Source organism: Streptomyces tubercidicus (assembly GCF_027497495.1).
Classification (GTDB): Bacteria; Actinomycetota; Actinomycetes; order Streptomycetales; family Streptomycetaceae; genus Streptomyces; species Streptomyces tubercidicus.
Genome location: NZ_CP114205.1, coordinates 2,200,565 through 2,222,341 on the forward strand (window position 1 = coordinate 2,200,565; position 21,777 = coordinate 2,222,341).

The following is a 21,777-nucleotide window of genomic DNA, read 5'->3' on the forward strand; positions in this document are numbered from 1 at the left end:
CCCGAACCCTTGTCCGTCCATTGCGCCACGTCGGCATGGCGCAGGTCTAAGACTGCCATGCCGCGGGTGGTGCTCCGCGCGAAGGGTGGCTCAGGCGGCCGTCCACCGCCGGGGCCATGGGCACGAGCCGGTGCGGCCACCCGGGCCGGACCGCATGCCCGGCCCCGCTCGTCCGCCGGTCAGCTGTGGCATCCGGCGAGTGTGGCGCGGGCTCCGGGACCCACCACCGCCGCCCACTCCCCCGGCTCTTCCGCCACCCAGTCCTGCACCCGCCGCGCGAAACCGGGCACCCGCCGCCCCAGCTCCACCAGCCGCCGATCGAAGCGGGCCGCGCCCTCGGGCGTACGGACCAGCAGCGTTCCGGTGCGGTGCACCAGCTCCCGGGTGCGTTCGGCCGGCCGCCGCTCCGCGCCCTCCGCGGCCGCCTGCAGCAGCGCCTCCAGCACACGGGTGTCCGGTCCCGCCTCCTCGTACCCGCCGTGCGGCGCCCCGTACGACGCCTCCTGCGCCAGCAGCACCTCCAGCAGCTCACGGCGCAACGGGGCCGAGTCGCCGGAGCCGACCTCGGCCACCACTGCCGCGAGCGCACACCGGACCGGTACCGGGTACCCGGTCAGCAGCTCGGCGGCGAGCGGGCGGAGCGCGGCGCGGGCGGCCGGTCCGCGCTCCAGACGGCGCTCGATGAACTCCGCGACCGGCCGCGCGGCCCGGTCCGGGCAGTGCCGGGCACAGTCGCGGACCAGGCCGTCGATACGGCCGGCGAGCACCGGCTCCTCGGTGCGGGCGAGCATCCGCAGCAGCCCGGCGGCCACCGGCGGACCGGCGCCACCGACCAGCCGGGCCCGGAAGGCGTCCAGCACCGGCTCAGGATGGTCGGCCAGGGCGGCCCGGAACGCCGTGGGCGGCAGCTGCGGATCCCCCGCCACGAAGCGGGCCAGCGCCCGGTCCAGGAAGCGGGCGCGGGTGGCCGAGTCGCCGATGAGCAGGGCGAGCGCGGAGCCGTGGTGGGCGCTGTCGGCGGTCCGGGCGAGCAGGCAGAGGGCGGCGTAGCGCAGCAGGGCGCGGTCCGCGGCGGCGGTGACGTACGGGGCGGCCCGCAGTCCGTACGACGCGGCCGCGGCCCGGCGCTCGGGGCGGGTGTCGTGCGCCCAGCGGTCCACGGCCCGGCACACCGCCGCCGGCTCGTCCTCGGCGAGCGCGTCCATCAGCTCGTCGCCCTTGGGGTGGGCGGCCTCCACCAGCGCCTCCGTGAGCGCGTCGAGCGCCAGTTGGCGGTGGGTGTGCAGCAGGGCCTGCGCGGCGGCGGCGACCGTGATCTCAGGCGGCAGGGCAGGGCGAGCCGGGCCGTCTCCCTCCTCGCCGCCGAGGCGCTGGAGCGGTCGGGCGTCATCGAACCAGGCGCACAGCAGCGGCTGCATCCGCTCCGGGTCCGCGCACAGCAGCTCGGCCGCGGCATCGAGGAACCGCGACGAGCGCGGCGCACCGGCCTCGCCCACGTCGGCGGCCGCTTCGGGCGATCCATCGCCGGTACGCGTCCCGGCGATGGGGCGGGGCGTACCGCTGGGGCGCGTCCGCCCGTCCGACGGCCCGTCCACCGGCCGACGACGGGACGGCTCGTCAGCGGGGTGCACACGTACACGCGGGGGCGGCGCGAAGGCGCGACCGGAGCACGATCCGTCGCCGGGCGCCGCCGGATCCCCCGACGCCGGATCACCCACCGACGAGCCGGACGACGAGGAGCCGAACGGCACCGGACCCGACGACGAGCCGGACGGCACCAGACCCGACGACGGCAAGCCCGACCCACCGCCGGAAACCGACGAGGCCCCCCGCTCATCTCCCGACAACGAACCGGACGACGCAAGCCCCACAGCGCCCCCGCCCCCACCCCGCTCCATCCGACCCACTGACCGTCCCCTCCCACCCGATGACGGCCCCCTCCCACCCACCACCCCATCCGCCGGCAGCAACCGCCGCAGCAGATCCATCCGGTCCTCATCCGCCAGCGCCAGCCGCTCCCAGAACCACGGCCCGAAGAGCTCCAGCCCGGTGCGGGCGAAACCGCCCGCGCGGAGGGACCGTTCGGTGATCCGGTCGGCGAGCAGCCGCAGCACGCCCGTGTACGGCCTCGCGTCGGGAACCCGGAGGAGTACCCCGGAGAGCAGGCGGGCGGCCCACCAGCGGCCGTCCACGGCGTGCGGGGGCGGTGTTCCGGCGGTGGGGGCGGTCGCCATCGGGACCAACTCGGCCAGTCGGAAGGTCAGTTGTACCGAGCCCTCGCGTCCGGCGAGCCGCAGCAGCGCCTGGACGACCGGCCCGACGCGGTGTCCGGGAACGGGCAGCAGATCGAGGTCGACATGGGCGCCCTGCAGCCACTCCGCGAACTCCTCGTGCGCGAAGCGGTATCCGGTGCCGGCCGGGACCAGCAGGCCCTCGGTGAGCACCGCGGAGGCCCAGCCGGCCGCCCGCGGGAAGACCTCCTCGAAGGACGTACGGTCCAGGGCGCCGGAACCGGGGCGGAGGCAGCGGCGGGCCGCCTCGTGCACCTGTCCGGCGACCTGGGCGGCGAGTCGGCGTACGGCGGTGCCGCGCAGCGCGGGCCGGTGCGCGGCCGCGATCCGTACGGCGATGCGCAGGCACACCAGGTCCAGGTAGGCGTCGAAGATCTGGTGGCGGTCCGGCGTGCCGATGTCGGCGCGCGGTCCGGCCGGGTCTCCCTGGGGGAGCGCCGCCTGAACCTCCGCGAGCAGCCGCAGGGCGAGCGGATGGCGGGCGTCCTGGGTGGCCGGTGTGCCGGGTGGCAGACCGTAGTGGGCGCGGGCGCGCTCCGCGGCCTCCTGGGGGAGGTCGCCGAGCTCCACGCAGGCGGGCAACGCGGGTACCGGACGGTGCGGCCGGTGCAGCAGACCGGGCGGGAAGAGCGCACCGGCCCGCTCCCAGTGCTCGGGGCGGCAGGCGATCACCAGCCGCACCCCGGCCGTGGACAGCCAGTCGGCCGTCGCCGCGGTCCACTCGGCCAGCCGCCGCAGCAGGCCCGTCGGCATCTCCTCCGGCCCGTCGAGCAGTACGAGCAGCGGGCACCCGGCCGCGGCCGCCGTACGGGCCACGCCCTGCGCCGTGGCGGCCGCCGGATCGCCCGCCGTACGGCCCGCGTCGGCGACGGTCCGGCCCGCGGCGCGCAGCGCACGCTCGACCGCGCCGCAGATGCCGTCGTCGCCGGGCCGCAGCTCCGCACCGCGCAGCCAGACGGTCGGCGCGGGCGCGGGGCCCTGCGCCCGGCGGGCGGCCAGCCCGGCCAGTTCGGTGCTCCGCCCGGTCCCCGGCTCCCCCACCAGTCCCAGCACCCGTGCGCCCGCCGCCCCGCCGCCCGCCTCGAAGCGCGTGAACTCCGCGGTCACGTCCGGCCGTTCGACCGGCTCGCGCCACAGTCGTGGCCGGGCGGCGGAGTCCAGCGCCACTTCGGCGAGATGCCGGGCACCGGCCGGATTCAGCTCGCTGCCGTAGGCCGGGACGGTCGTTGCGTTGCGCTCCAGCAGCGCGGCGAGCGGGCCCCGTGGCGCGGCTTCGGCGACCGCGCGCAGCGGAATCGCGAAACCGCCCGCGCGGCGCCCGGGGGTCGCCCCCGGGCGGACCAAGCCGGGGGCCTGGGGATGCAGCGCGCTGCCGAGGACGCCGAGCACCACGCCGGTCCGGGCGTCCAGCACCGGCCCGCCGACCGCGGGTCCCCCCAGCCGCAGGGCCTCCCGGCCGCCCGCGCAGAGGCCGAGTTCCAGCGTTTCGTCGAGCAGATGGACGCGTGTGGTGGCCGTGTACATCACTCCGGAGCCCGGCCCGACGACGGTGCCGTCCAGCCAGCCGCCGGCCCAGATCCGGGCGCGGGTGTCCGGGGCCGGCCGCCCGGTGGCGATGGGCAGCGGCGCGAGCCGGTGCGGTCCGAAACTGTCGGTCCGTACGAGGGCGAGCCCGGCCTCCGGAAGGGGCGTGATCGCCTCGGCCGCCACCAGGCAGGTCCATCCGCCGCCACCGGCCGCGCCGCCGCCCGCGCCGTCCGCCATGGGCTGCAGCACCAGCTGTGCCGCGCCGTCCACCGCTTCGTGGCTGGTGACCACGGTGCCGTCGTGGTCCGCGAGGAAGCCCGTACCCCGCGTCCGACCTGCCAGATCGCGGATACGTACCAGTGCCACGTCCGCATCGGCATCCAGCAATGCCATCGTCGGTCCTCTCACCCTGTCCGTCCCCGGCACGGTAAGCAGGCGGTGATCGTCCCGACAGGGAGCGCTGCCAACGCGCCCCCGTCCACTCCTTGGTTCACTCCGAGCGCCTCACCGAATGAGTGAATGGCCGGAGCTTGTCGCTGAGCGGGCGGCGCCCGGCGCCCCGTATACGGCTGCGGCCATGCAGAAGGCCGGGGCCGAGCGCGCTTCCACGCCCGGACCCGGCCCTGCTGCTGTCAGGCCGCCTGCCCGCTGTTAAACGGCGAACACCGCCAGGCTCTTGGCCTTCCCGCCCTGGTTCTCCACCAGCGCCAGGAACCGGCCGTCCGGCCCGAAGGCCGCGACCGGGCCGTCGCCCTCGAAGCGCGGCATCGGGATCCGCGCGCCGTTGAGCAGCAGCCGTACCTGCTGCTCAGGGACATCCCAGCGGGTGAACGCCGCGGCGGCCGCGTCACCGACCGGCATCACCGGCAGGCCCTCGCCCTCGGTGTCGTCCACCGCCGCCTGGAGCTGTTCGAGCGTGCGCGCCCGGTCCAGCTTGTACGGGCCGACGCGGGTGCGGCGCAGCGCGGTCAGATGGCCGCCGACCCCGAGCCCGGCCCCCAGATCGCGGGCCAGCGCGCGGATGTACGTACCCGACGAGCACTCGACGGAGACCAGCAGATCGGTCACCGGGGTGCCGTCCTCGGCCTCGGTCTCGTGCGCGGAGTGCAGCAGGAACGAGGAGACGGTCACCGGGCGGGCCGGGATCTCCACGTCCTCGCCGTCGCGGACCCGCGAGTACGAGCGCTTGCCGTTGATCTTGATGGCGCTGACCTTCGACGGGACCTGCATGATCGCGCCGGACAGCCGGGCGACGCCCGCCTCGATGTCCTCGCGGGCGAGGCCGTGCGCCGGCTTCGACGCGGTGATCTCGCCCTCGGCGTCATCGGTGACGGTCGTCTGACCGAGCCGGATCGTGCCGACGTACTCCTTCTCCGTCAGCGCGAGATGGCCCAGCAGCTTGGTGGCCCGCTCGATGCCCAGGACGAGGACGCCGGTGGCCATCGGGTCGAGCGTGCCGGCGTGCCCGACCCTGCGGGTACGCGCCATCCCGCGCATCTTCGCCACCACGTCGTGCGAAGTGAAGCCGGCGGGCTTGTCGACGATGACGAGCCCGCCCGGCTTGTTGCTCTCACGCTTCATTCTGCCGCGGTGCCCTCGTCGTCCTCGTCCTCGCCCGGCTTGCGGTACGGGTCGGCCTCACCGGCGTACTGGGCGCCCGAGGAGACCTCCCGCACCTTGGCGTCCGAGGCGCGTGCCTTGTCGAGCAGGTCCTCGATGGTCTTGGCGTTCTCCGGCAGGGCGTCCGCCACGAACGCCAGGGTCGGCGTGAACTTCGTACCGGCCGCCGCACCGACCGCGGAGCGCAGGATGCCCTTGGCGCTCTCCAGTCCGGCGGCGGCGCTGGCCCGCTCCTCGTCGTCCCCGTAGACCGTGTAGAAGACCGTAGCCTCCCGCAGGTCGCCGGTGACCCGGGTGTCCGTGATGGTCACATGCGAACCGAGCCGCGGGTCCTTGATACCGCGCTGCAGCTTCTGGGCGACCACCTCCCGGATGAGGTCCGCCAGCTTCTTCGCCCGCGCATTGTCGGCCACTGGTCCGTCTCCTTCTTTCTTCCACAATTGTGCTTCCGCCGGCGACCGGACACCTGATCCCTCAGGTCAGTCCTCGTCGCCGTGCAGCCGTCGGCGTACCGACAGCAGCTCCACTTCGGGCCGTGCGGCGACCAGGCGCTCGCAGCGGTCCATGACATCGGTGAGATGCCCCGTGTCCCCGGAGACCACCGCCAGGCCGATGGTGGCCCTGCGGTGCAGATCCTGGTCCCCGACCTCCGCGACGCTCACCGCGAATTTGCGGTGCAGCTCGGCGACGATCGGGCGGACGACGGAGCGCTTCTCCTTCAGCGACCGTACGTCGCCGAGAAGCAGGTCAAAGGACAGCGTCCCTACGTACATGCAAGGCGGGTCAAGCCACCCGTGGGGCCTTGGGGGCAGCACCTGGCGGCATCAGCCGGGGCAGTGCGTGTCTTTTCGAACCGTACACGGAACGGCCGGGGCCGATCGACGGAAATTTCTTCCGCCGACCGGCCCCGGCCGGCCGCCCGCCCGTCGCGCGGCCACCACCCGGGTGGACCGCGCTAAGCGCGGGCTGCTGCACGGTCAGCCGCGCGGCTTCTCGCGCATCTCGTACGTCGCGATGACGTCGTCGATCTTGATGTCGTTGAAGTTTCCGAGGTTGATACCGCCCTCGAAGCCTTCGCGGATCTCGGTGACGTCGTCCTTGAAGCGGCGCAGGCCCTGGATGTTGAGGTCCTCCGCGACCACCTTGCCGTCGCGGATGAGGCGCGCCTTGGTGTTGCGCTTGACCTCGCCGGAGCGGATGAGGACACCCGCGATGTTGCCGAGCTTGGACGAGCGGAAGATCTCGCGGATCTCCGCGGTACCGAGCTCGACCTCCTCGTACTCCGGCTTGAGCATGCCCTTGAGGGCCGCCTCGATCTCCTCGATCGCCTGGTAGATGACCGAGTAGTACCGGACGTCGACGCCCTCGCGCTCGGCCATCTGCGTCGCACGGCCTTCGGCGCGCACGTTGAAGCCGATGACGATCGCGTCGGAGCCGGACGCCAGGTTGATGTCGGTCTCCGTGACCGCACCGACGCCGCGGTGCAGCACCCGGATGTCGACCTCTTCGCCGACGTCGAGCTGGAGCAGCGAGGACTCCAGGGCCTCGACGGAACCAGAAGCGTCACCCTTGATGATGAGGTTGAGCTGCTGGACCTCGCCGGCCTTGAGCACCTTGTCCAGGTCCTCCAGGGACACCCTGCGGGTGCGCTTGGCGAAGGCGGCGTTGCGCTCGCGCGCCGCGCGCTTCTCGGCGATCTGACGGGCCGTACGGTCCTCGTCGACGACCAGGAAGTTGTCGCCGGCGCCCGGGACGTTGGTCAGACCCAGGACCAGGACGGGGGTCGACGGACCCGCTTCCTCGACGTTGTTGCCCTTGTCGTCGAACATCGCACGGACCCGGCCGTACGCGTCGCCGACCACCATCGTCTCGCCGACGCGCAGCGTGCCGCGCTGGACGAGGACGGTCGCCACGGCGCCGCGGCCACGGTCGAGGTGGGCCTCGATCGCGATGCCCTGCGCGTCCTGCTCCGCGTTGGCGCGCAGGTCGAGCGAGGCGTCCGCGGTCAGCACGACCGCTTCGAGGAGCTCCTCGATGTTCTGGCCCTCACGGGCGGAGATGTCGACGAACATGGTGTCGCCGCCGTACTCCTCGGCCACCAGACCGAACTCGGTGAGCTGACCGCGCACCTTGGTCGGGTCGGCGCCCTCGACGTCGATCTTGTTGACCGCGACCACGATCGGCACCTCGGCCGCCTTGGCGTGGTTCAGCGCCTCGATCGTCTGCGGCATGACACCGTCGTTGGCCGCCACCACGAGGATCGCGATGTCGGTCGACTTGGCACCACGGGCACGCATGGCGGTGAACGCCTCGTGACCGGGGGTGTCGATGAAGGTGATGCGACGCTCTTCGTCGTTGACCTCGGTCGCGACCTGGTAGGCACCGATGTGCTGGGTGATGCCGCCGGCCTCGCCCGCGATGACGTTCGTCTTGCGGATCGCGTCGAGCAGCCGGGTCTTACCGTGGTCGACGTGACCCATGACGGTCACCACCGGCGGACGCGCGACGAGCATGTCCTCGCCGCCCTCGTTCTCACCGAAGTCGATGTCGAAGGACTCCAGGAGCTCGCGGTCCTCCTCCTCCGGGCTGACGATCTCGACGACGTAGTTCATCTCGTCGGCGAGCAGCTGCAGCGTCTCGTCGGAGACCGACTGGGTCGCGGTGACCATCTCGCCCAGGTTCAGCATGACCTGGACCAGCGACGCCGGGTTGGCGTTGATCTTCTCGGCGAAGTCCGTCAGCGAGGCACCACGCGACAGGCGAACCGTCGCGCCGTTGCCGCGCGGCAGCATGATGCCGCCCACCGACGGGGCCTGCATGGCCTCGTACTCCTGACGCCTCTGCCGCTTCGACTTACGGCCACGACGCGCCGGACCGCCGGGACGGCCGAACGCACCCTGCGTGCCACCACGGCCACCGGGACCGCCGGGACGGCCACCGAAGCCGGGACGACCGCCGAAGCCGCCGCCACCACCGGGGCCACCGCCACCGGGACGACCGGCGAAACCGCCGCCGCCACCCGGACGGCCGCCACCGCCGCCACCGGGACGACCGGCGAAGCCGCCGCCGCCACCGGGACGACCGCCGCCACCGGGACGACCGGCACCGCCGGGACCACGGCCACCGCCACCGCCGGGGCCCGGACGCGGGCCGGCAGCGGGACGCTGCGGCATCATGCCCGGGTTCGGGCGGTTACCGCCGCCACCACCGGGACGCGGGGCGCCGCCGGGGGCCGCACCCTGCGGACGGGGCATACCACCGGGGGTGGGACGCGCGCCGCCCTGGCCGCCGCCCTGGGGACGGGGACCGCCCTGGCCGCCGCCCTGCGGACGCGGACCGCCGGGACCACCCTGGCCGCCGGGACGCGGGGCGCCGCCGGGACGGGGGGCCTGCGGACGGGCCATGCCCGTGGAGCCACCGGACGTGAACGGGTTGTTGCCCGGACGGGGGCCGGACGGCCGGCCGCCGGGACGCGGGCCCGGACGCTCGCCGCCGGGACGCGGAGCGTTACCGCGGCCCTGACCGCCCTGGCCGCCCTGACCACCCTGGCCGGGCGCCGGACGGGCCGGACGCGGAGCCGGGGCACCGGGACGGGGAGCCGACTGGCCGGCGGCGGGAGCGGCCGGCGCGGACGGCGGAGCCTGGAACTCGGGCTGCGCGGGGGCGGCCGGAGCGGGCTTGGGTGCCGCGGGGCGCGCCGGGGTGGGGCGCGGGCCCGGGGTGGGGCCGGCGGCGGGAGTGCTCTTGGGAGCCACCGGGGCCTCGGGGGCCTTCGGTGCCTCGGGGGCTGCCGGAGCCGCGGGGCCCGGCTTGGGGGCGCCCGGCTTCGGGGCAGCGGGACGCTCCCCGGCTGCCTTGGCGGCGCGGGGGGTACCCGCGGCCTGCGCCGGGGACGGCGCGGACGGCTTCGCGGGGGCCGACTTACGGGGTGCCGCGGGCTTACCGGCGGCGCGGCCGTTGCCGCTGCCTGCCTGGAAAGCGTCGGTCAGCTTTCGAACAACCGGCGCCTCGATCGTCGAGGACGCCGAACGGACGAATTCACCAAGTTCTTGGAGCTTGGCCATGACGACCTTGCTCTCAACGCCGAACTCCTTGGCGAGTTCGTATACCCGGACCTTAGCCACTTCGCTCCTTCTAGGTCCGGGTTTGTCCACCGGACCGTCGCTACTTCATGGGCGTACTCATCGCGTACTCATCGAGTGCTCATCGCAATCTCGACCTACTTCCGACTCGCGAGGTACCTGACCGCACGGTTTTCCGTGCGCTGTGCATGTCGTGCTGTGCGTTATTGCAGGGGCTGCTCGGAACGTTCGACGGACCGGCGCAAGGCCGTGGTGTCGAACGGTCCCCGGGCCCGGTAGGCCCGGTTGAACGCCCGGCGGCGAACCGCCAGGTCGAGGCAGACCAGTGTCGGGTGCACATAAGCACCCCGGCCGGGCAGCGTACCGCGAGGATCGGGGACGCACTCACCCTCGATCTCCACGATGCGCAGCAAATCGCCCTTGGCCGCTCGCTCCCGGCATCCCAGACAGGTGCGCTCAGGGCATGCGCGGGCATGCGTCCGGCCAGACACTGCTTAAGTCTACCTCCCCGCGCCGCTCCGGCCCCGATGGGGTGAAGGCCGGACGGCTGCTCAGAATTCCCGGTCGGGCGCCGCGGCACCACCGATTTTCGGGGGCCGCGGCGCCACCGGCCGCCTTGGACGGTCTCAGTCCTCCGGCGCGTGCTCGGTGTCCGGGCGGATGTCGATCCGCCAGCCCGTGAGACGGGCGGCGAGCCGGGCGTTCTGCCCTTCCTTGCCGATGGCCAGTGACAGCTGGTAATCGGGCACCGTGACCCGGGCGGAGCGCGCCGCCAGGTCCACGACCTCGACCTTGCTGACCCGGGCCGGCGACAGCGCGTTCGCCACCAGCTCGGCCGGGTCGTCCGACCAGTCCACGATGTCGATCTTCTCGCCGTGCAGCTCGGCCATCACGGCGCGCACCCGGCCGCCCATCGGGCCGATGCAGGCGCCCTTGGCGTTCAGGCCCGAGCGCACCGACCGTACGGCGATCTTGGTGCGGTGGCCGGCCTCGCGGGCGATGGCGGAGATCTCCACCGAGCCGTCCGCGATCTCCGGGACCTCCATGGCGAAGAGCTTCTTCACCAGATTGGGGTGGGTGCGCGAGAGCGTCACGGACGGGCCGCGGACGCCCTTGACCACCCGTACGACGTACGAGCGCAGCCGGGTGCCGTGCGCGTAGTCCTCGCCCGGGACCTGCTCCTGCACCGGCAGGATGGCCTCCAGGCGGCCGATGTCGACCAGGACGTTCTTGGGGTCCTTGCCCTGCTGGACGACGCCGGTGACGACATCGCCCTCCCGTCCGGCGTACTCACCGAACGTGATCTCCTCCTCGGCGTCCCGCAGCCGCTGCAGGATGACCTGCTTGGCGGTGGTCGCCGCGATCCGCCCGAAGCCGGAGGGGGTGTCGTCGAACTCGCGGGGCTCCTCGCCCTCCGGCAGGTCCGACAGGTCCTCGGCGTTCTCCTTGGCCCACACCGTCACATGACCGGTGTTGCGGTCCAGCTCCACCCGCGCCCGGCGGCGGCTGCCCTCGGTGCGGTGGTAGGCAATGAGGAGGGCCGACTCGATCGCCTCGACCAGCAGGTCGAACGAGATCTCCTTCTCCCGCACCAGTCCCCGCAGGGCACTCATGTCGATATCCACGGCTACGCCTCCTCCTTGTTCTCGTCGGTCTTCTCGTCGTGCTTGTCGGCCTTGCGGTTGAACTCCAGCTCGACACGCGCCTTGGCGATCTCGTCGAAGGAGACCCGGCGGGCGGTCGGCTTGCGGCCCTTGACGCCCGGCACCTCAAGGTCCAGTCCGGCGTCGTCGACGGCGATGATCCGGGCCACCAGCTCCCCGCCTTCGTGGAGTTGGGCCTTGATGAGCCGGCCGACGGCGCGGCGGTAGTGCCGCAGCTCGGTCAGCGGGCGGTCGGCGCCGGGCGAGGTCACCTCAAGGGTGTACGGGGCGCCGCCCATCACGTCGGAGTCGTCCAGGGACTCGGAGACCTCGCGGCTCAGCGCGGCGCACTCGTCCAGCTGGACGCCCTCGTCGGAATCGACCACGATCCTCAGCACCCGCCGCTTGCCTGCCGGTGTCACCTCGATCTCTTCCAGATCCAGGTCGCGCGCGGCGATGAGCGGTTCAAGCAGTCCGCGCAGCCTCTCGCTCTGGGTGGTGCTCATCCGGGTGACTCCTCGGCCGCGTGTGCTGTTGTGGGTAGGTCGCGTGTCGGGTCAAAGCCTATCGGTTCCGGCGGGGTACTGACGATTCGGTGGGTGGTCACGGATACTCTCGCCTGCGGTGATCACTACGGAAGACCCCGGGAAGTGCAACGTGCCGAAAGTGGCGTACGCGCGCAGAAGGACCCTGCTGGCCGGTGCCGCCCTCGGGGGCGCGGCCCTGCTCACGGGCTGCTCCGAGGACTCCGGCCCCGGCCGGCCCGAGCACTCCGCCGCCGCCGAACGGCTGCGCAAGCGCTCGGCCCGCGACAGCTCGGCACTGCTGGCGCGCTATGACGCGACGCTCGCCGCGCATCCGGCGCTGGAGTCGCGGCTGCGCCCGCTGCGCGCCGAAGTCGCCCGGCACGCCGAGGCGTTCGGCGACGACCGGCCCGCGGCCTCACCCAGTGGCGGCGCCTCGGACGGCCCGGCGCACGACGCCGGAGCGCCCGCGTCCGGTCCGTCGCCGCAGGACGCCCGGTCCTCGGGCCCGGCAGTTCCCCAAGACGAGCGGGCCGCCCGCTCGGCACTCGCCGACGCCGAGCGCCGGCTCGCCGACGCCCGCACCAAGGCGCTGCTCGCCGCGCCCCCGGAACTGGCCCGGCTGCTGGCCTCGGTCGCGGCGGCCGGTGCGGTGCACGCGTATCTGCTGGCGGAGCGGGCCGGATGACGGGCACGGCGGGGCACAGGGCGGAAACCAGCGAAGGGGCGTGCGGATGACGGCCGGAAGGACGCGCGGCAGCAGCAGGCGCGACAGCGACGGCGGCGGGCACGAGGAGCTGACGGCGGTGCAGGCGGCGCTGGCCGCCGAGCATGCCGCGGTGTACGGCTACGGCGTGGTCGGCGGGCGGATCGCCGGTGACCGGCGCACGGAGGCACAGGCGGCGTACGACGGACATCGCGCACGCCGGGACGCGCTGCGCCACGTGGTGCGCGACCTGGGCGGTACCCCGCAGGCCGCGGCGGCCGCCTACGAGCTGCCCTTCCCGGTGCCGGACGCGGCGGCCGCGGCCCGGCTGGCGGCGGAGCTGGAGGACCGGCTGGCCGCCGTGTACGCGGATCTCGTACGGGCCGGCGGTGCGGTCCGGCGGCGAGAGGCGGCGGCCGCGCTGCGGGAGGCGGCGGTCCGGTCGGTGCGCTGGCGCGGCAGCGGCGTAGCCTTCCCTGGGCTCGCCGAGCGGCCCGCGGACGCCGCGCCGACCGGCTCCGCGAGCGCCGCCGCGGGCGCGCTCTGAACGACCGGCCGCCCCGCGGTCTCCGCCCCAGGAAAGGGACAGCTCACGCATGGCAACCGCACCCATCGAACCGCCACAGCGGCTGGTGAGTTCGCTGAGCGGCGATCCGGAAAGCCCGGTGCGGCGGTGGCTCACGGCCCTGCCGACGCTGGTTCAGCAGCAGCTGGCGGCCTGGGAGCTGACGCTGGAGCGGGTGCACGCACCCGGTGGCCGCAGCAGCCTGGTGGCGCTCGTACGGCAGCAGGACGGGACGCCCGCGGCGCTGAAGTTCCCGGTGCCGGGGCGGGTGTCGGCGCACGAGAGGGCGGCGCTGGAGGTGTGGGACGGCTGGGGCGCGGTGCGGCTGCTGCGGTCCGACGACACCAGCGGTGCGCTGCTGCTGGAGCGGCTCCGGAGCGGGGAGTCGCTGCGTTCGCTGCCGGAGGCCAAGGCGGTGCTGGAGGCGGCCGGTACGGTGCGGCGGCTGTGGGTGGAGCCCCCTCCGGGGCACCCCTTCGAGACCCTGGCCGGGGGTACGGAGGAGGCCGTGGAGGGCCTGCGTACGGCAGGGGCCGTGGCCCGGTCCGCCGGGCAGCTGGTGGAGCAGGCGGTGGAGCTGCGGCGAGGTCTGCCGGCCGGGTCCGAGGAGCGGTTTCTGCTGCACGGCGCGTTCCGGCAGGGCAAGGTGCTGGCCGGCGCGCGGGCGCCCTGGCTGGCGGTCGGCCCGTCGCCGGTGGTCGGCGAGCGGGCGTACGACCTGGCGGCGCTGGTGCTGGACCGCTCCGAGGATCTGCTGGCCGGTTCCGGTGCGGCCGCCGTGGCCCGCCGCCGGGTGGCCAAACTGGCCGACTCCCTGGAGGTGGACCGGGACCGGCTGCGTGACTGGACGCTGTACCGGGCGGTGGACACCGGCGTACGGGAGGTGGCCGTGGGCGACCGGCAGCGCGGGGAACAGCTGCTGGAGTTCGCGGCCTGGCTGTAGGCCGGTCCAGGGCCCGCCCGGTGGAACAGCCCTCGTGGGCAACGGCGAACGGGCCGGCCGGGGCGCCCCCCTGACCGGCCCGTTCGCCTACGGCGGTTACGCGCTGAGGCGGGCGACGGCCTCCTCGACCGTCAGCTCCTCGCGCTCGCCCGTACGGCGGTCCTTGACCTCGACCACGCCCTCGGCGGCGCGGCGGCCCGCGACGACGATCGTCGGCACGCCGAGCAGCTCGGCGTCGGTGAACTTCACGCCCGGCGAGACACCGGCCCGGTCGTCGACAAGAACCCGCAGGCCCGCGGCGCCGAGCTGTTCGCCGACCTCCAGGGCGAGTTCCGTCTGCTTGGCCTTGCCGGCCGCGACGACATGCACATCGGCCGGGGCGATCTCGCGGGGCCAGCACAGCCCCTTCTCGTCGTGGGTCTGCTCGGCGAGGGCGGCGACCGCACGGGAGACGCCGATGCCGTAGGAGCCCATGGTGACCCGGGCGGGCTTGCCGTTCTGGCCCAGCACATCCAGCTCGAAGGCGTCCGCGTACTTGCGGCCGAGCTGGAAGATGTGGCCGATCTCGATGGCGCGGTCGATCTTCAGGCCGGTGCCGCACTTCGGGCAGGGGTCGCCGGGCTCGACGACGACCATGTCGAGGTACTCGTCGACCTCGAAGTCCCGGCCGACGACGACATTGCGGGCGTGCTTGCCCTCCTTGTTGGCGCCGGTGACCCAGGCGGTGCCCTGGGCGACGCGCGGGTCCGCGAGGTAGCGGAACGCCTTGCCGGCCAGACCCTGCGGGCCGACATAGCCGCGGACCAGGTCCGGGCGGTCCACGAAGTCCTCGGCCGTGACCAGCTCGACGGTGGCCGGTGCCAGGTGCTCACCGAGCTTGCCGAGGTCGACCTCGCGGTTGCCCGGTACGCCGACCGCGACGATCTCGCCGTCGACCTTGACCAGGAGGTTCTTCAGGGTCGCGGAGGCCGGGACACCGAGGTACTCGGCGAGGGTCTCGATGGTCGGGGTGTCGGGGGTGTCCAGCTCCTCGACGGGGCCGTGCGCGGAGCCGTCGACGGGCTCGACCTTGACCGAGACGGCCTCGGTGTTGGCGGCGTAGTCGCAGGCCGGGCAGTCGACGAAGGTGTCCTCACCGGCGGCGGCGGGGGCCAGGAACTCCTCGGAGGCGGAGCCGCCCATCGCACCGGAGACGGCGGAGACGATGCGGTAGTCCAGGCCGAGCCGCTCGAAGATCTTGGTGTAGGCCTCGCGGTGCAGCGCGTAGGACTGCTCCAGGCCCTCGTCGGTGGTGTCGAAGCTGTACGAGTCCTTCATCTGGAACTCGCGGCCGCGCAGCACACCGGAGCGGGGGCGGGCCTCGTCGCGGTACTTGGTCTGGATCTGGTAGAGGATCACCGGCAGGTCCTTGTAGGACGTGCACTGGTCCTTGACCGTGAGGGTGAAGATCTCCTCGTGGGTGGGGCCGAGGAGGTAGTCGGCGCCCTTGCGGTCCTTGAGGCGGAAGAGCAGGTCGCCGTACTCCTCCCAGCGGCCGCTGGCCTCGTAGGGCTCCTTGGGCAGCAGGGCCGGCAGCAGGACCTCCTGGCCGCCGATGGCGTCCATCTCCTCGCGCACGACGCGGGAGACGTTCTCCAGGACCTTCTTGCCCAGCGGCAGCCACGTCCAGATGCCGGCGGAGGAGCGGCGGACGTACCCGGCGCGGACGAGCAGCTTGTGGCTGGCGGTCTCGGCGTCGGCCGGGTCGTCGCGCAGTGTCTTGATCATCAAGCGGGACATGCGCTGGACCTGTGCGGCGTGGGCCATGGAAGTTTCTCCTGCGTAAGAAAGGTGACTCCCAGGAGGTTAGCTGGAGGGGGATGGCGCAAGGAAATGCGTATCCGCTGCGCTTTGCTTTCGGCCCCACGTTTTTGGCTGTCCCGCCGTGGATGTTGCTCGCCGTTGCGCCTGCGGCGGGCGGGTCCGCTGCGCGGGGCTGTCGGGTGCGGTGACGGGCCTCCGCGGGTGGGGTGTGCCGGACTGCTTCGCTTTACGTCCGGCACACCCCACCCGCTCCGACCCGTCCCCTCCCGTTGGGGGAGGGAAAAACGGTGGGTGGAAGTGCACGCCGGTGGTCCACTGCACTTCGCGAAGCAGGAGAGAAACGTCCTACGGACGCCCGCCCCCACCCACGTGCACTCGCTCCCTCAACGGGAGGGGACGGGCCGGAGGGGCCGGTGTGTGGGACGTAAAGCGAAGCAGTCCCACACACCGGCCCCGGAGGCCCGTCACCGCACCCGACACCCACCCGCCCGCCGCAGGCGCCACGGCGACAAACCCCCACGGCGGGAAAGCCGACAACGTGGGAAAAACAAGGCGTCAGAGACGCCGCAGAGGCAGCGGGGCGCCCATCACCGCGTACGGGGTGGGGGCGCTGGGGAAGAGGACGCGGCGGGCGAGGTCCTGGTAGCCGAGGGAGCGGTAGAGGCGGCGGGCGGGGCTTTCGGTGTCGATGGCGGAGAGGATGGAGCGTGGTTCGGTGGCCTCGTCGGTGATGCGGGTGATCAGTGCGCGGCCGGCGCCCCGGTGCTGGTAGGCGGGGTGGACGTGCAGCTCGGTGATGGTGAAGGAGTTGTCGAGCCAGTGGTCGAGGCCCTCGCTGCGGAGGTAGGGCTGGACCACGGTGGACCACCAGTGGGCGCGGTCGTTGGGCATGCCGTAGACGAAGCCGACCAGCCGGCCCTCGGGGGTGGTGGCGCCGAGGGCGCGGGCGCCGGGGCAGGCGAGGTGGCGCAGCACGATGTGCCGGCGGACGGCGATCTCCTCGTCGCTGAGGCCGAACGCGGCTGCCTGGACGGCCAGCGCGTCATCCACGCGGGCAGCGAGATCAAGGGGGCCGACCGCGACGTCATCCATGCCCGGAGCGTACAAGGCGGTGCGTCAGAACAGTACGCTCATGAAGGCCCCGACTTCCTCGAAGCCCACCCGGCGATAGGAGGCGCGGGCCGCGGTGTTGAAGTCGTTGACGTAGAGGCTGACGACGGGGGCGACATCGCTGAGGGCGTAGCGCAGCACGGCGGCCATCCCGGTCTCGGAGAGGCCCTTGCCGCGGTAGGCGGGGTCGACCCAGACGCCCTGGATCTGGCAGGCCCGCTGGGTGGCGGCGCCGATCTCGGCCTTGAAGATGACCTTGCCGTTCTCGATCCGGGCGAAGGAGCGGCCGGCGCCGACGAGTTCGGCGACCCGGGCCTGGTAGAGCAGCCCGCCGTCGCCGGCCATCGGGGAGATGCCGACCTCTTCGGTGAACATGGCCACGCACGCGGGCATGATCAGGTCCATCTCGTTCTTGCGGATCCGCCGGACGTACGGGTCGGGGGCGATCTCGGCGGACGGTGCGGTGGTGACCATCAGGGGCTGGTGGGCACGGATTTCGCGGGCCGGTCCCCAGTAGGGCTCCAGGAGCGACCACAGGGCGCCGGTGGATTCCGCGGGGCCGACGATGGACGAGCAGCGGCGGCCCTGGCGGCGGGCGCGCTCGGCGAAGCCGCGGATGGCCTCGGAGGTGGCGCAGACGGGGACGAGGTTGGCCCCGGCGTAGCAGAGCGACTCCAGGCGGCCGTCCACGTACCAGCCCCACATCTCGCCGCCCAGCCGCCAGGGGTCGAGGCCGGCGATCTGTACGCGGGCGGCGACAAAGGCATTGGCGACCGGATCGCGGTCGAGGACCGCGAGGGCGTCGTCGAGCTCCCCGGGCTCAAGGACCTTGATGGCGGTGGTCGTCAGCACGTGTGGGAAAGCCTCACCGTTACGGGCCTGGGAGGCCAGGCGGGAGCAGGTCTTGGCACTTTACCTCGCGCCTGCGGGGAGCACCCGGCCGCTGCGCGGCGGATTGCCGCGGGGCAGCGCGGAGCCCCGCGGACGGGCGGGCGGCGGGGCTCTGCGGCGGTGCGGAGGGGCCGTGGGTCAGCCGGCGATGGCCACGGTCGGCTCGCCGGAGGCGATGCCGTCCTTCTCCATCTGCTCGGCGATCTTCATGGCCTCTTCGATGAGGGTCTCGACGATCTTCGACTCGGGGACGGTCTTGATGACCTCGCCCTTGACGAAGATCTGGCCCTTGCCGTTGCCGGAGGCGACACCGAGGTCGGCTTCGCGGGCTTCGCCGGGGCCGTTGACGACACAGCCCATGACGGCGACGCGCAGCGGCACCTCCATGCCGTCCAGGCCCGCGGTGACCTCGTCGGCGAGCTTGTAGACATCGACCTGGGCGCGGCCGCAGGACGGGCAGGAGACGATCTCCAGCCGGCGCTGGCGCAGGTTGAGCGACTCCAGGATGGAGATGCCGACCTTGACCTCTTCGGCGGGCGGCGCGGACAGCGAGACCCGGATGGTGTCGCCGATGCCCTCGCTGAGCAGTGCGCCGAAGGCGACGGCGGACTTGATGGTGCCCTGGAAGGCCGGACCGGCCTCCGTGACGCCGAGGTGGAGGGGGTAGTCGGACTGGGCGGCGAGCTGCCGGTAGGCGTTGACCATCACGACCGGGTCGTTGTGCTTGACCGAGATCTTGATGTCGCGGAAGCCGTGCTCCTCGAAGAGGGACGCCTCCCACAGCGCGGACTCGACGAGCGCCTCGGGGGTGGCCTTGCCGTACTTCTGGAGCAGGCGGCGGTCCAGGGAGCCGGCGTTGACGCCGATCCGGATCGGGGTGCCGGCGTCGCCGGCGGCCTTGGCGATCTCCTTGACCTTGTCGTCGAACTGCTTGATGTTGCCCGGGTTGACCCGGACCGCGGCGCAGCCGGCGTCGATGGCGGCGAAGACGTACTTCGGCTGGAAATGAATGTCCGCAATAACCGGAATCTGGGACTTCCTGGCGATCACGGGCAGCGCATCGGCGTCGTCCTGCGTCGGGCAGGCGACCCGGACGATCTGGCAGCCGGAGGCCGTCAGCTCGGCGATCTGCTGCAGTGTCGCGCCGATGTCGGACGTGCGCGTGGTCGTCATCGACTGCACCGAGACCGGTGCGTCTCCGCCCACGGCGACCGGCCCGACCTGGATCTTGCGGCTGACCCGTCGGTCGGCAAGCTTGGTCGGTACGTCCGGCATTCCCAGTGAAATGGCAGTCATCTGGCGAGCAACCCCAAGGTGTGGATCAAGGCCCCGCAGCGGCGGGCTCCGGTCTTCGAGATTACGGCACACACGTCGCGGCAAGCACATCGCGGCCCGCGCGGCACCACGAACGGAGACGGCCGGACACCTCCAAACGCCACAGAGGTGCCCGGCCGCCGCAAACGTGCTTTCTAGGTCAGCTTCACCGGGTTCACCACGTCGGCGACGAGGACCAGCAGCGTGAAGCAGATGAAGATCCCGGCGACGACGTACGCGACCGGCATCAGCTTGGCGACGTCGAAGGGGCCGGGATCGGGACGCCGGACGATCTTGGCGAAGGCCCGTCGGATCGACTCCCACACGGCACCGGCGATATGCCCGCCGTCCAGCGGCAGCAGCGGCAGCATGTTGAACAGGAACAGCGAGAGGTTGAAGCCCGCGACCAGGAAGAGCATGGTCGCCACCCGCTGCTCCGGCGGGATGTTCAGCGAGAAGACCTCGCCGCCGACCCGGGCCGCGCCGACCACGCCCATCGGGGAGTCCTGCTTGCGCTCGCCCCCGTTGAAGGCCGCGTCCCACAGGTCCGGGACCTTGGCGGGCAGGTTTATCAGCGAGGAGACGCCCTGCTCGACCATGTTGCCCATGCGGTCGACGGACTGGCCGAAGGACTGCTGGACGACGCCGCTGGCCGGGGTGAAGCCGAGGAATCCGGCGGTGACGAATTCACCGGGGACGTAGCCGCCGTGGCCGTCGGTCTTGGCGACCTTGTTCTCGATCAGGTCGGCCCGCAGGGTCTTGCGCGCGCCGTGCCGTTCGACGACGAGGGTCGCGGGCCCGGTGGTGTCGCGGATCTGCTGCTGGAGGGCGCCCCAGTCCGGCACCGGGTGCCCGTTGAACGAGACGATCTTGTCGCCGGCCCGCAGGCCCGCGGCCTTGGCCGGGGAGTCCTTGGCGCCGGCCGGGCACTTGTCGGTCTTGGCCGAGGCCGAGATGACGCACTCCGAGACCGAGCCGACCTGGGTGGTCTGGGTGTTGATGCCGAAGCCCATCAGCACGCTCATGAAGATCACGACCGCCAGGATCAGATTCATGAACGGCCCGGCGAACATCACGATGACGCGCTTCCAGGGCTTACGGGTGTAGAAGAGCCGCTTCTCGTCGCCGGGCTGCAGCTCCTCGAAGGCGGCCGAGCGGGCGTCCTCGATCATGCCGCGGAACGGCGAGGTGGAGCGGGCCTGGAGCTTTCCGTCGTCGCCGGGCGGGAACATGCCGATCATGCGGATGTAGCCGCCGAGCGGGACGGCCTTGATGCCGTACTCGGTATCGCCCTTCTTACGGGAGAAGAGCGTCGGCCCGAAGCCCACCATGTACTGCGGCACGCGGATGCCGAACATCTTGGCCGTGGAGAGATGGCCGAGCTCGTGCCAGGCAATGGAGAACAGCAGGCCGACGACGAAGACGACTATGCCGAGAATGGTCATCCAGGTCGTCATGCGCGAGCCTCCGAAGGTGTCCGTGCCGCACGGGCGGCCAGTTCGCGGGCGCGGGCGCGCGCCCAGGTTTCCGCCTCCAGGACGTCCGCGACCGTCAGGGAGGTTCCCCGTGCGGGCGTGCCGTGCTCGGCGACCACTGCGGCGACCGTATCCACAATCCCGGTGAATGGCAGCCCGCCCTTGAGGAAGGCGTCCACACATTCCTCGTTCGCGGCGTTGAAGACGGCGGGGGCGGTGCCGCCCAGATCACCGACGTGGCAGGCCAGCGGGACGGAGGGGAAGGCCTCCTCGTCCAGCGGGAAGAACTCCCAGGTCTGCGCCTTCGTCCAGTCCACCCCGGGGGCCGCGTCCGGGACCCGCTCGGGCCAGCCGATGCCCAGGGCGATCGCCATCCGCATGTCCGGCGGGCTGGCCTGGGCGAGCGTGGAGCCGTCGGTGAACTCCACCATCGAGTGGATGTAGGACTGCGGATGGACGACGACCTCGATCCGGTCGAAGGGGACGTCGAAGAGCAGATGCGCCTCGATGACCTCCAGCCCCTTGTTGACCAGGGTCGACGAGTTGATGGTGACGACCGGGCCCATCGACCAGGTGGGGTGGGCCAGCGCCTGCTCGGGCGTGACCTCGGCCAGCTCGCGCCGGGTGCGGCCGCGGAACGGGCCGCCGGAGGCGGTGACGACCAGCTTGCGGACCTCGGCCCTCTCGCCGCCGGCGAGCGCCTGGAAGAGCGCGGAGTGCTCGGAGTCGACCGGGATGATCTGGCCGGGCGCGGCGACCGCCTTGACCAGGGGGCCGCCGACGATCAGCGACTCCTTGTTGGCCAGGGCGAGCACCCGGCCCGCCTTGAGGGCGGCCAGTGTGGGGGCGAGGCCGATGGAGCCGGTGATGCCGTTGAGCACGGTGTGGCAGGGGGAAGCGGCCAGGTCGGTGGCCGCGTCGGGGCCGGCCAGGATCTCGGGCAGCGGCTCGCCCGCGCCGTAGCGGTCCGCCAGCGCCGTACGCAGCGCCGGGACGGCGTCCTCGCGCGCCACGGCGACGGCGGTCACCCGCAGCTGATGCGCCTGCTCGGCGAGCAGCTCGACCCGGCCGCCGGCCGCGGAGAGCGCGGTCACCCGGAAACGGTCGGGGTTGCGCAGCACGATGTCGATCGCCTGGGTACCGATCGATCCGGTCGAGCCGAGGATCACGAGGTGTCGCGGCCCGTCCGGGTGCGGGGCGGCCGGCTCGAAACGCAGGTGCGGGTGGGCGAGGGAGTCCGTCATGGGGTCCATTGTGGCCGGTGGACCTGTGGACCAGGACAC

The 21,777-nt window shown here is 72.8% G+C and carries 17 protein-coding genes; 3 read left to right on the top strand and 14 right to left on the bottom strand.

The window, feature by feature from the left end:
• Window positions 1–179: 179 nt before the first annotated feature.
• From STRTU_RS09265 to rimP, 8 genes are all read right to left on the bottom strand, one after another.
• A complete protein-coding gene (locus STRTU_RS09265) occupies window positions 180–4,211 on the bottom strand; it encodes an NACHT domain-containing protein (RefSeq protein WP_159743105.1) in 4,032 nt (1,343 codons plus the stop codon).
• 258 nt (window positions 4,212–4,469) lie between these two features.
• Window positions 4,470–5,399 carry a tRNA pseudouridine(55) synthase TruB gene (gene truB, locus STRTU_RS09270; protein ID WP_159743106.1) on the bottom strand — a complete coding sequence of 310 codons (930 nt, stop codon included), beginning with the start codon at window positions 5,397–5,399 and terminating at the stop codon, window positions 4,470–4,472.
• Window positions 5,396–5,851: a 30S ribosome-binding factor RbfA gene (rbfA, locus tag STRTU_RS09275; RefSeq protein WP_159743107.1), complete on the bottom strand. Its 456-nt coding sequence runs from the start codon at window positions 5,849–5,851 to the stop codon at window positions 5,396–5,398. The genes truB and rbfA overlap by 4 nt, the downstream gene beginning before the upstream one ends.
• Window positions 5,852–5,917: 66 nt before the next feature.
• Window positions 5,918–6,211, bottom strand: coding sequence for a DUF503 domain-containing protein (locus STRTU_RS09280; protein ID WP_159743108.1), 294 nt, complete (start codon window positions 6,209–6,211; stop codon window positions 5,918–5,920).
• Window positions 6,212–6,415: 204 nt separating this feature from the next.
• Window positions 6,416–9,562 (bottom strand): translation initiation factor IF-2, encoded by a 3,147-nt coding sequence (gene infB / locus STRTU_RS09285; RefSeq protein ID WP_269777345.1) that lies wholly within the window; start codon window positions 9,560–9,562, stop codon window positions 6,416–6,418.
• A 161-nt stretch (window positions 9,563–9,723) separates the two neighbouring features.
• Window positions 9,724–10,011, bottom strand: coding sequence for a YlxR family protein (locus STRTU_RS09290; protein WP_159743110.1), 288 nt, complete (start codon window positions 10,009–10,011; stop codon window positions 9,724–9,726).
• Window positions 10,012–10,146: 135 nt separating this feature from the next.
• Window positions 10,147–11,145 (bottom strand): transcription termination factor NusA, encoded by a 999-nt coding sequence (gene nusA, locus STRTU_RS09295; protein WP_159743111.1) that lies wholly within the window; start codon window positions 11,143–11,145, stop codon window positions 10,147–10,149.
• A gap of 2 nt (window positions 11,146–11,147) precedes the next feature.
• A complete protein-coding gene (rimP, locus tag STRTU_RS09300; protein WP_159743112.1) occupies window positions 11,148–11,669 on the bottom strand; it encodes a ribosome maturation factor RimP in 522 nt (173 codons plus the stop codon).
• 160 nt (window positions 11,670–11,829) lie between these two features.
• Between rimP and STRTU_RS09305 the strand changes: the two genes are divergently transcribed.
• The 3 genes from STRTU_RS09305 to STRTU_RS09315 are packed head-to-tail and all read left to right on the top strand — an operon-like array spanning window position 11,830 to window position 13,901.
• On the top strand, window positions 11,830–12,375 hold the full coding sequence (locus STRTU_RS09305; protein WP_159746797.1) for a hypothetical protein: 546 nt from the start codon (window positions 11,830–11,832) through the stop codon (window positions 12,373–12,375).
• A 46-nt stretch (window positions 12,376–12,421) separates the two neighbouring features.
• Window positions 12,422–12,940 carry a ferritin-like domain-containing protein gene (locus STRTU_RS09310; protein WP_159743113.1) on the top strand — a complete coding sequence of 173 codons (519 nt, stop codon included), beginning with the start codon at window positions 12,422–12,424 and terminating at the stop codon, window positions 12,938–12,940.
• A 49-nt stretch (window positions 12,941–12,989) separates the two neighbouring features.
• Window positions 12,990–13,901: an aminoglycoside phosphotransferase family protein gene (locus STRTU_RS09315; protein WP_159743114.1), complete on the top strand. Its 912-nt coding sequence runs from the start codon at window positions 12,990–12,992 to the stop codon at window positions 13,899–13,901.
• Window positions 13,902–13,997: 96 nt separating this feature from the next.
• On the opposite strand, the gene STRTU_RS09320 is transcribed toward STRTU_RS09315, so the two are convergent.
• From STRTU_RS09320 to dxr, 6 genes are all read right to left on the bottom strand, one after another.
• Window positions 13,998–15,707, bottom strand: a complete 1,710-nt coding sequence (locus tag STRTU_RS09320; protein ID WP_159743115.1) for a proline--tRNA ligase — start codon at window positions 15,705–15,707, stop codon at window positions 13,998–14,000.
• A 552-nt stretch (window positions 15,708–16,259) separates the two neighbouring features.
• Window positions 16,260–16,796 carry a GNAT family N-acetyltransferase gene (locus STRTU_RS09325; protein WP_159743116.1) on the bottom strand — a complete coding sequence of 179 codons (537 nt, stop codon included), beginning with the start codon at window positions 16,794–16,796 and terminating at the stop codon, window positions 16,260–16,262.
• A 24-nt stretch (window positions 16,797–16,820) separates the two neighbouring features.
• Window positions 16,821–17,666 (bottom strand): GNAT family N-acetyltransferase, encoded by an 846-nt coding sequence (locus tag STRTU_RS09330; RefSeq protein WP_159743117.1) that lies wholly within the window; start codon window positions 17,664–17,666, stop codon window positions 16,821–16,823.
• 177 nt (window positions 17,667–17,843) lie between these two features.
• Entirely contained in the window at window positions 17,844–19,001 is a 1,158-nt protein-coding gene (ispG, locus tag STRTU_RS09335) for a flavodoxin-dependent (E)-4-hydroxy-3-methylbut-2-enyl-diphosphate synthase (RefSeq protein WP_159743118.1), read from the bottom strand.
• 173 nt (window positions 19,002–19,174) lie between these two features.
• The gene (locus tag STRTU_RS09340; protein ID WP_159743119.1) at window positions 19,175–20,476 is read right to left on the bottom strand and encodes a M50 family metallopeptidase; all 1,302 of its coding nucleotides are present in this window, start codon (window positions 20,474–20,476) and stop codon (window positions 19,175–19,177) included.
• Complete coding sequence (gene dxr, locus STRTU_RS09345; protein WP_174878833.1) at window positions 20,473–21,738, bottom strand: 1-deoxy-D-xylulose-5-phosphate reductoisomerase; 1,266 nt, start codon at window positions 21,736–21,738, stop codon at window positions 20,473–20,475. Before dxr ends, STRTU_RS09340 begins: the two co-directional genes overlap by 4 nt.
• Window positions 21,739–21,777 lie beyond the last annotated feature (39 nt).

Excerpts from the sequence above, each read along its gene's own strand:
- STRTU_RS09265 (WP_159743105.1), bottom strand. The coding sequence starts at position 4,211 with ATGGCATTGCTGGATGCCGATGCGGACGTGGCACTGGTACGTATCCGC.
- truB (WP_159743106.1), bottom strand. The coding sequence starts at position 5,399 with ATGAAGCGTGAGAGCAACAAGCCGGGCGGGCTCGTCATCGTCGACAAG.
- STRTU_RS09280 (WP_159743108.1), bottom strand. The coding sequence starts at position 6,211 with ATGTACGTAGGGACGCTGTCCTTTGACCTGCTTCTCGGCGACGTACGG.
- rimP (WP_159743112.1), bottom strand. The coding sequence starts at position 11,669 with ATGAGCACCACCCAGAGCGAGAGGCTGCGCGGACTGCTTGAACCGCTC.
- STRTU_RS09310 (WP_159743113.1), top strand. The coding sequence starts at position 12,422 with ATGACGGCCGGAAGGACGCGCGGCAGCAGCAGGCGCGACAGCGACGGC.
- STRTU_RS09315 (WP_159743114.1), top strand. The coding sequence starts at position 12,990 with ATGGCAACCGCACCCATCGAACCGCCACAGCGGCTGGTGAGTTCGCTG.
- STRTU_RS09320 (WP_159743115.1), bottom strand. The coding sequence starts at position 15,707 with ATGGCCCACGCCGCACAGGTCCAGCGCATGTCCCGCTTGATGATCAAG.
- STRTU_RS09325 (WP_159743116.1), bottom strand. The coding sequence starts at position 16,796 with ATGGATGACGTCGCGGTCGGCCCCCTTGATCTCGCTGCCCGCGTGGAT.
- ispG (WP_159743118.1), bottom strand. The coding sequence starts at position 19,001 with ATGACTGCCATTTCACTGGGAATGCCGGACGTACCGACCAAGCTTGCC.
- STRTU_RS09340 (WP_159743119.1), bottom strand. The coding sequence starts at position 20,476 with ATGACGACCTGGATGACCATTCTCGGCATAGTCGTCTTCGTCGTCGGC.
- dxr (WP_174878833.1), bottom strand. The coding sequence starts at position 21,738 with ATGACGGACTCCCTCGCCCACCCGCACCTGCGTTTCGAGCCGGCCGCC.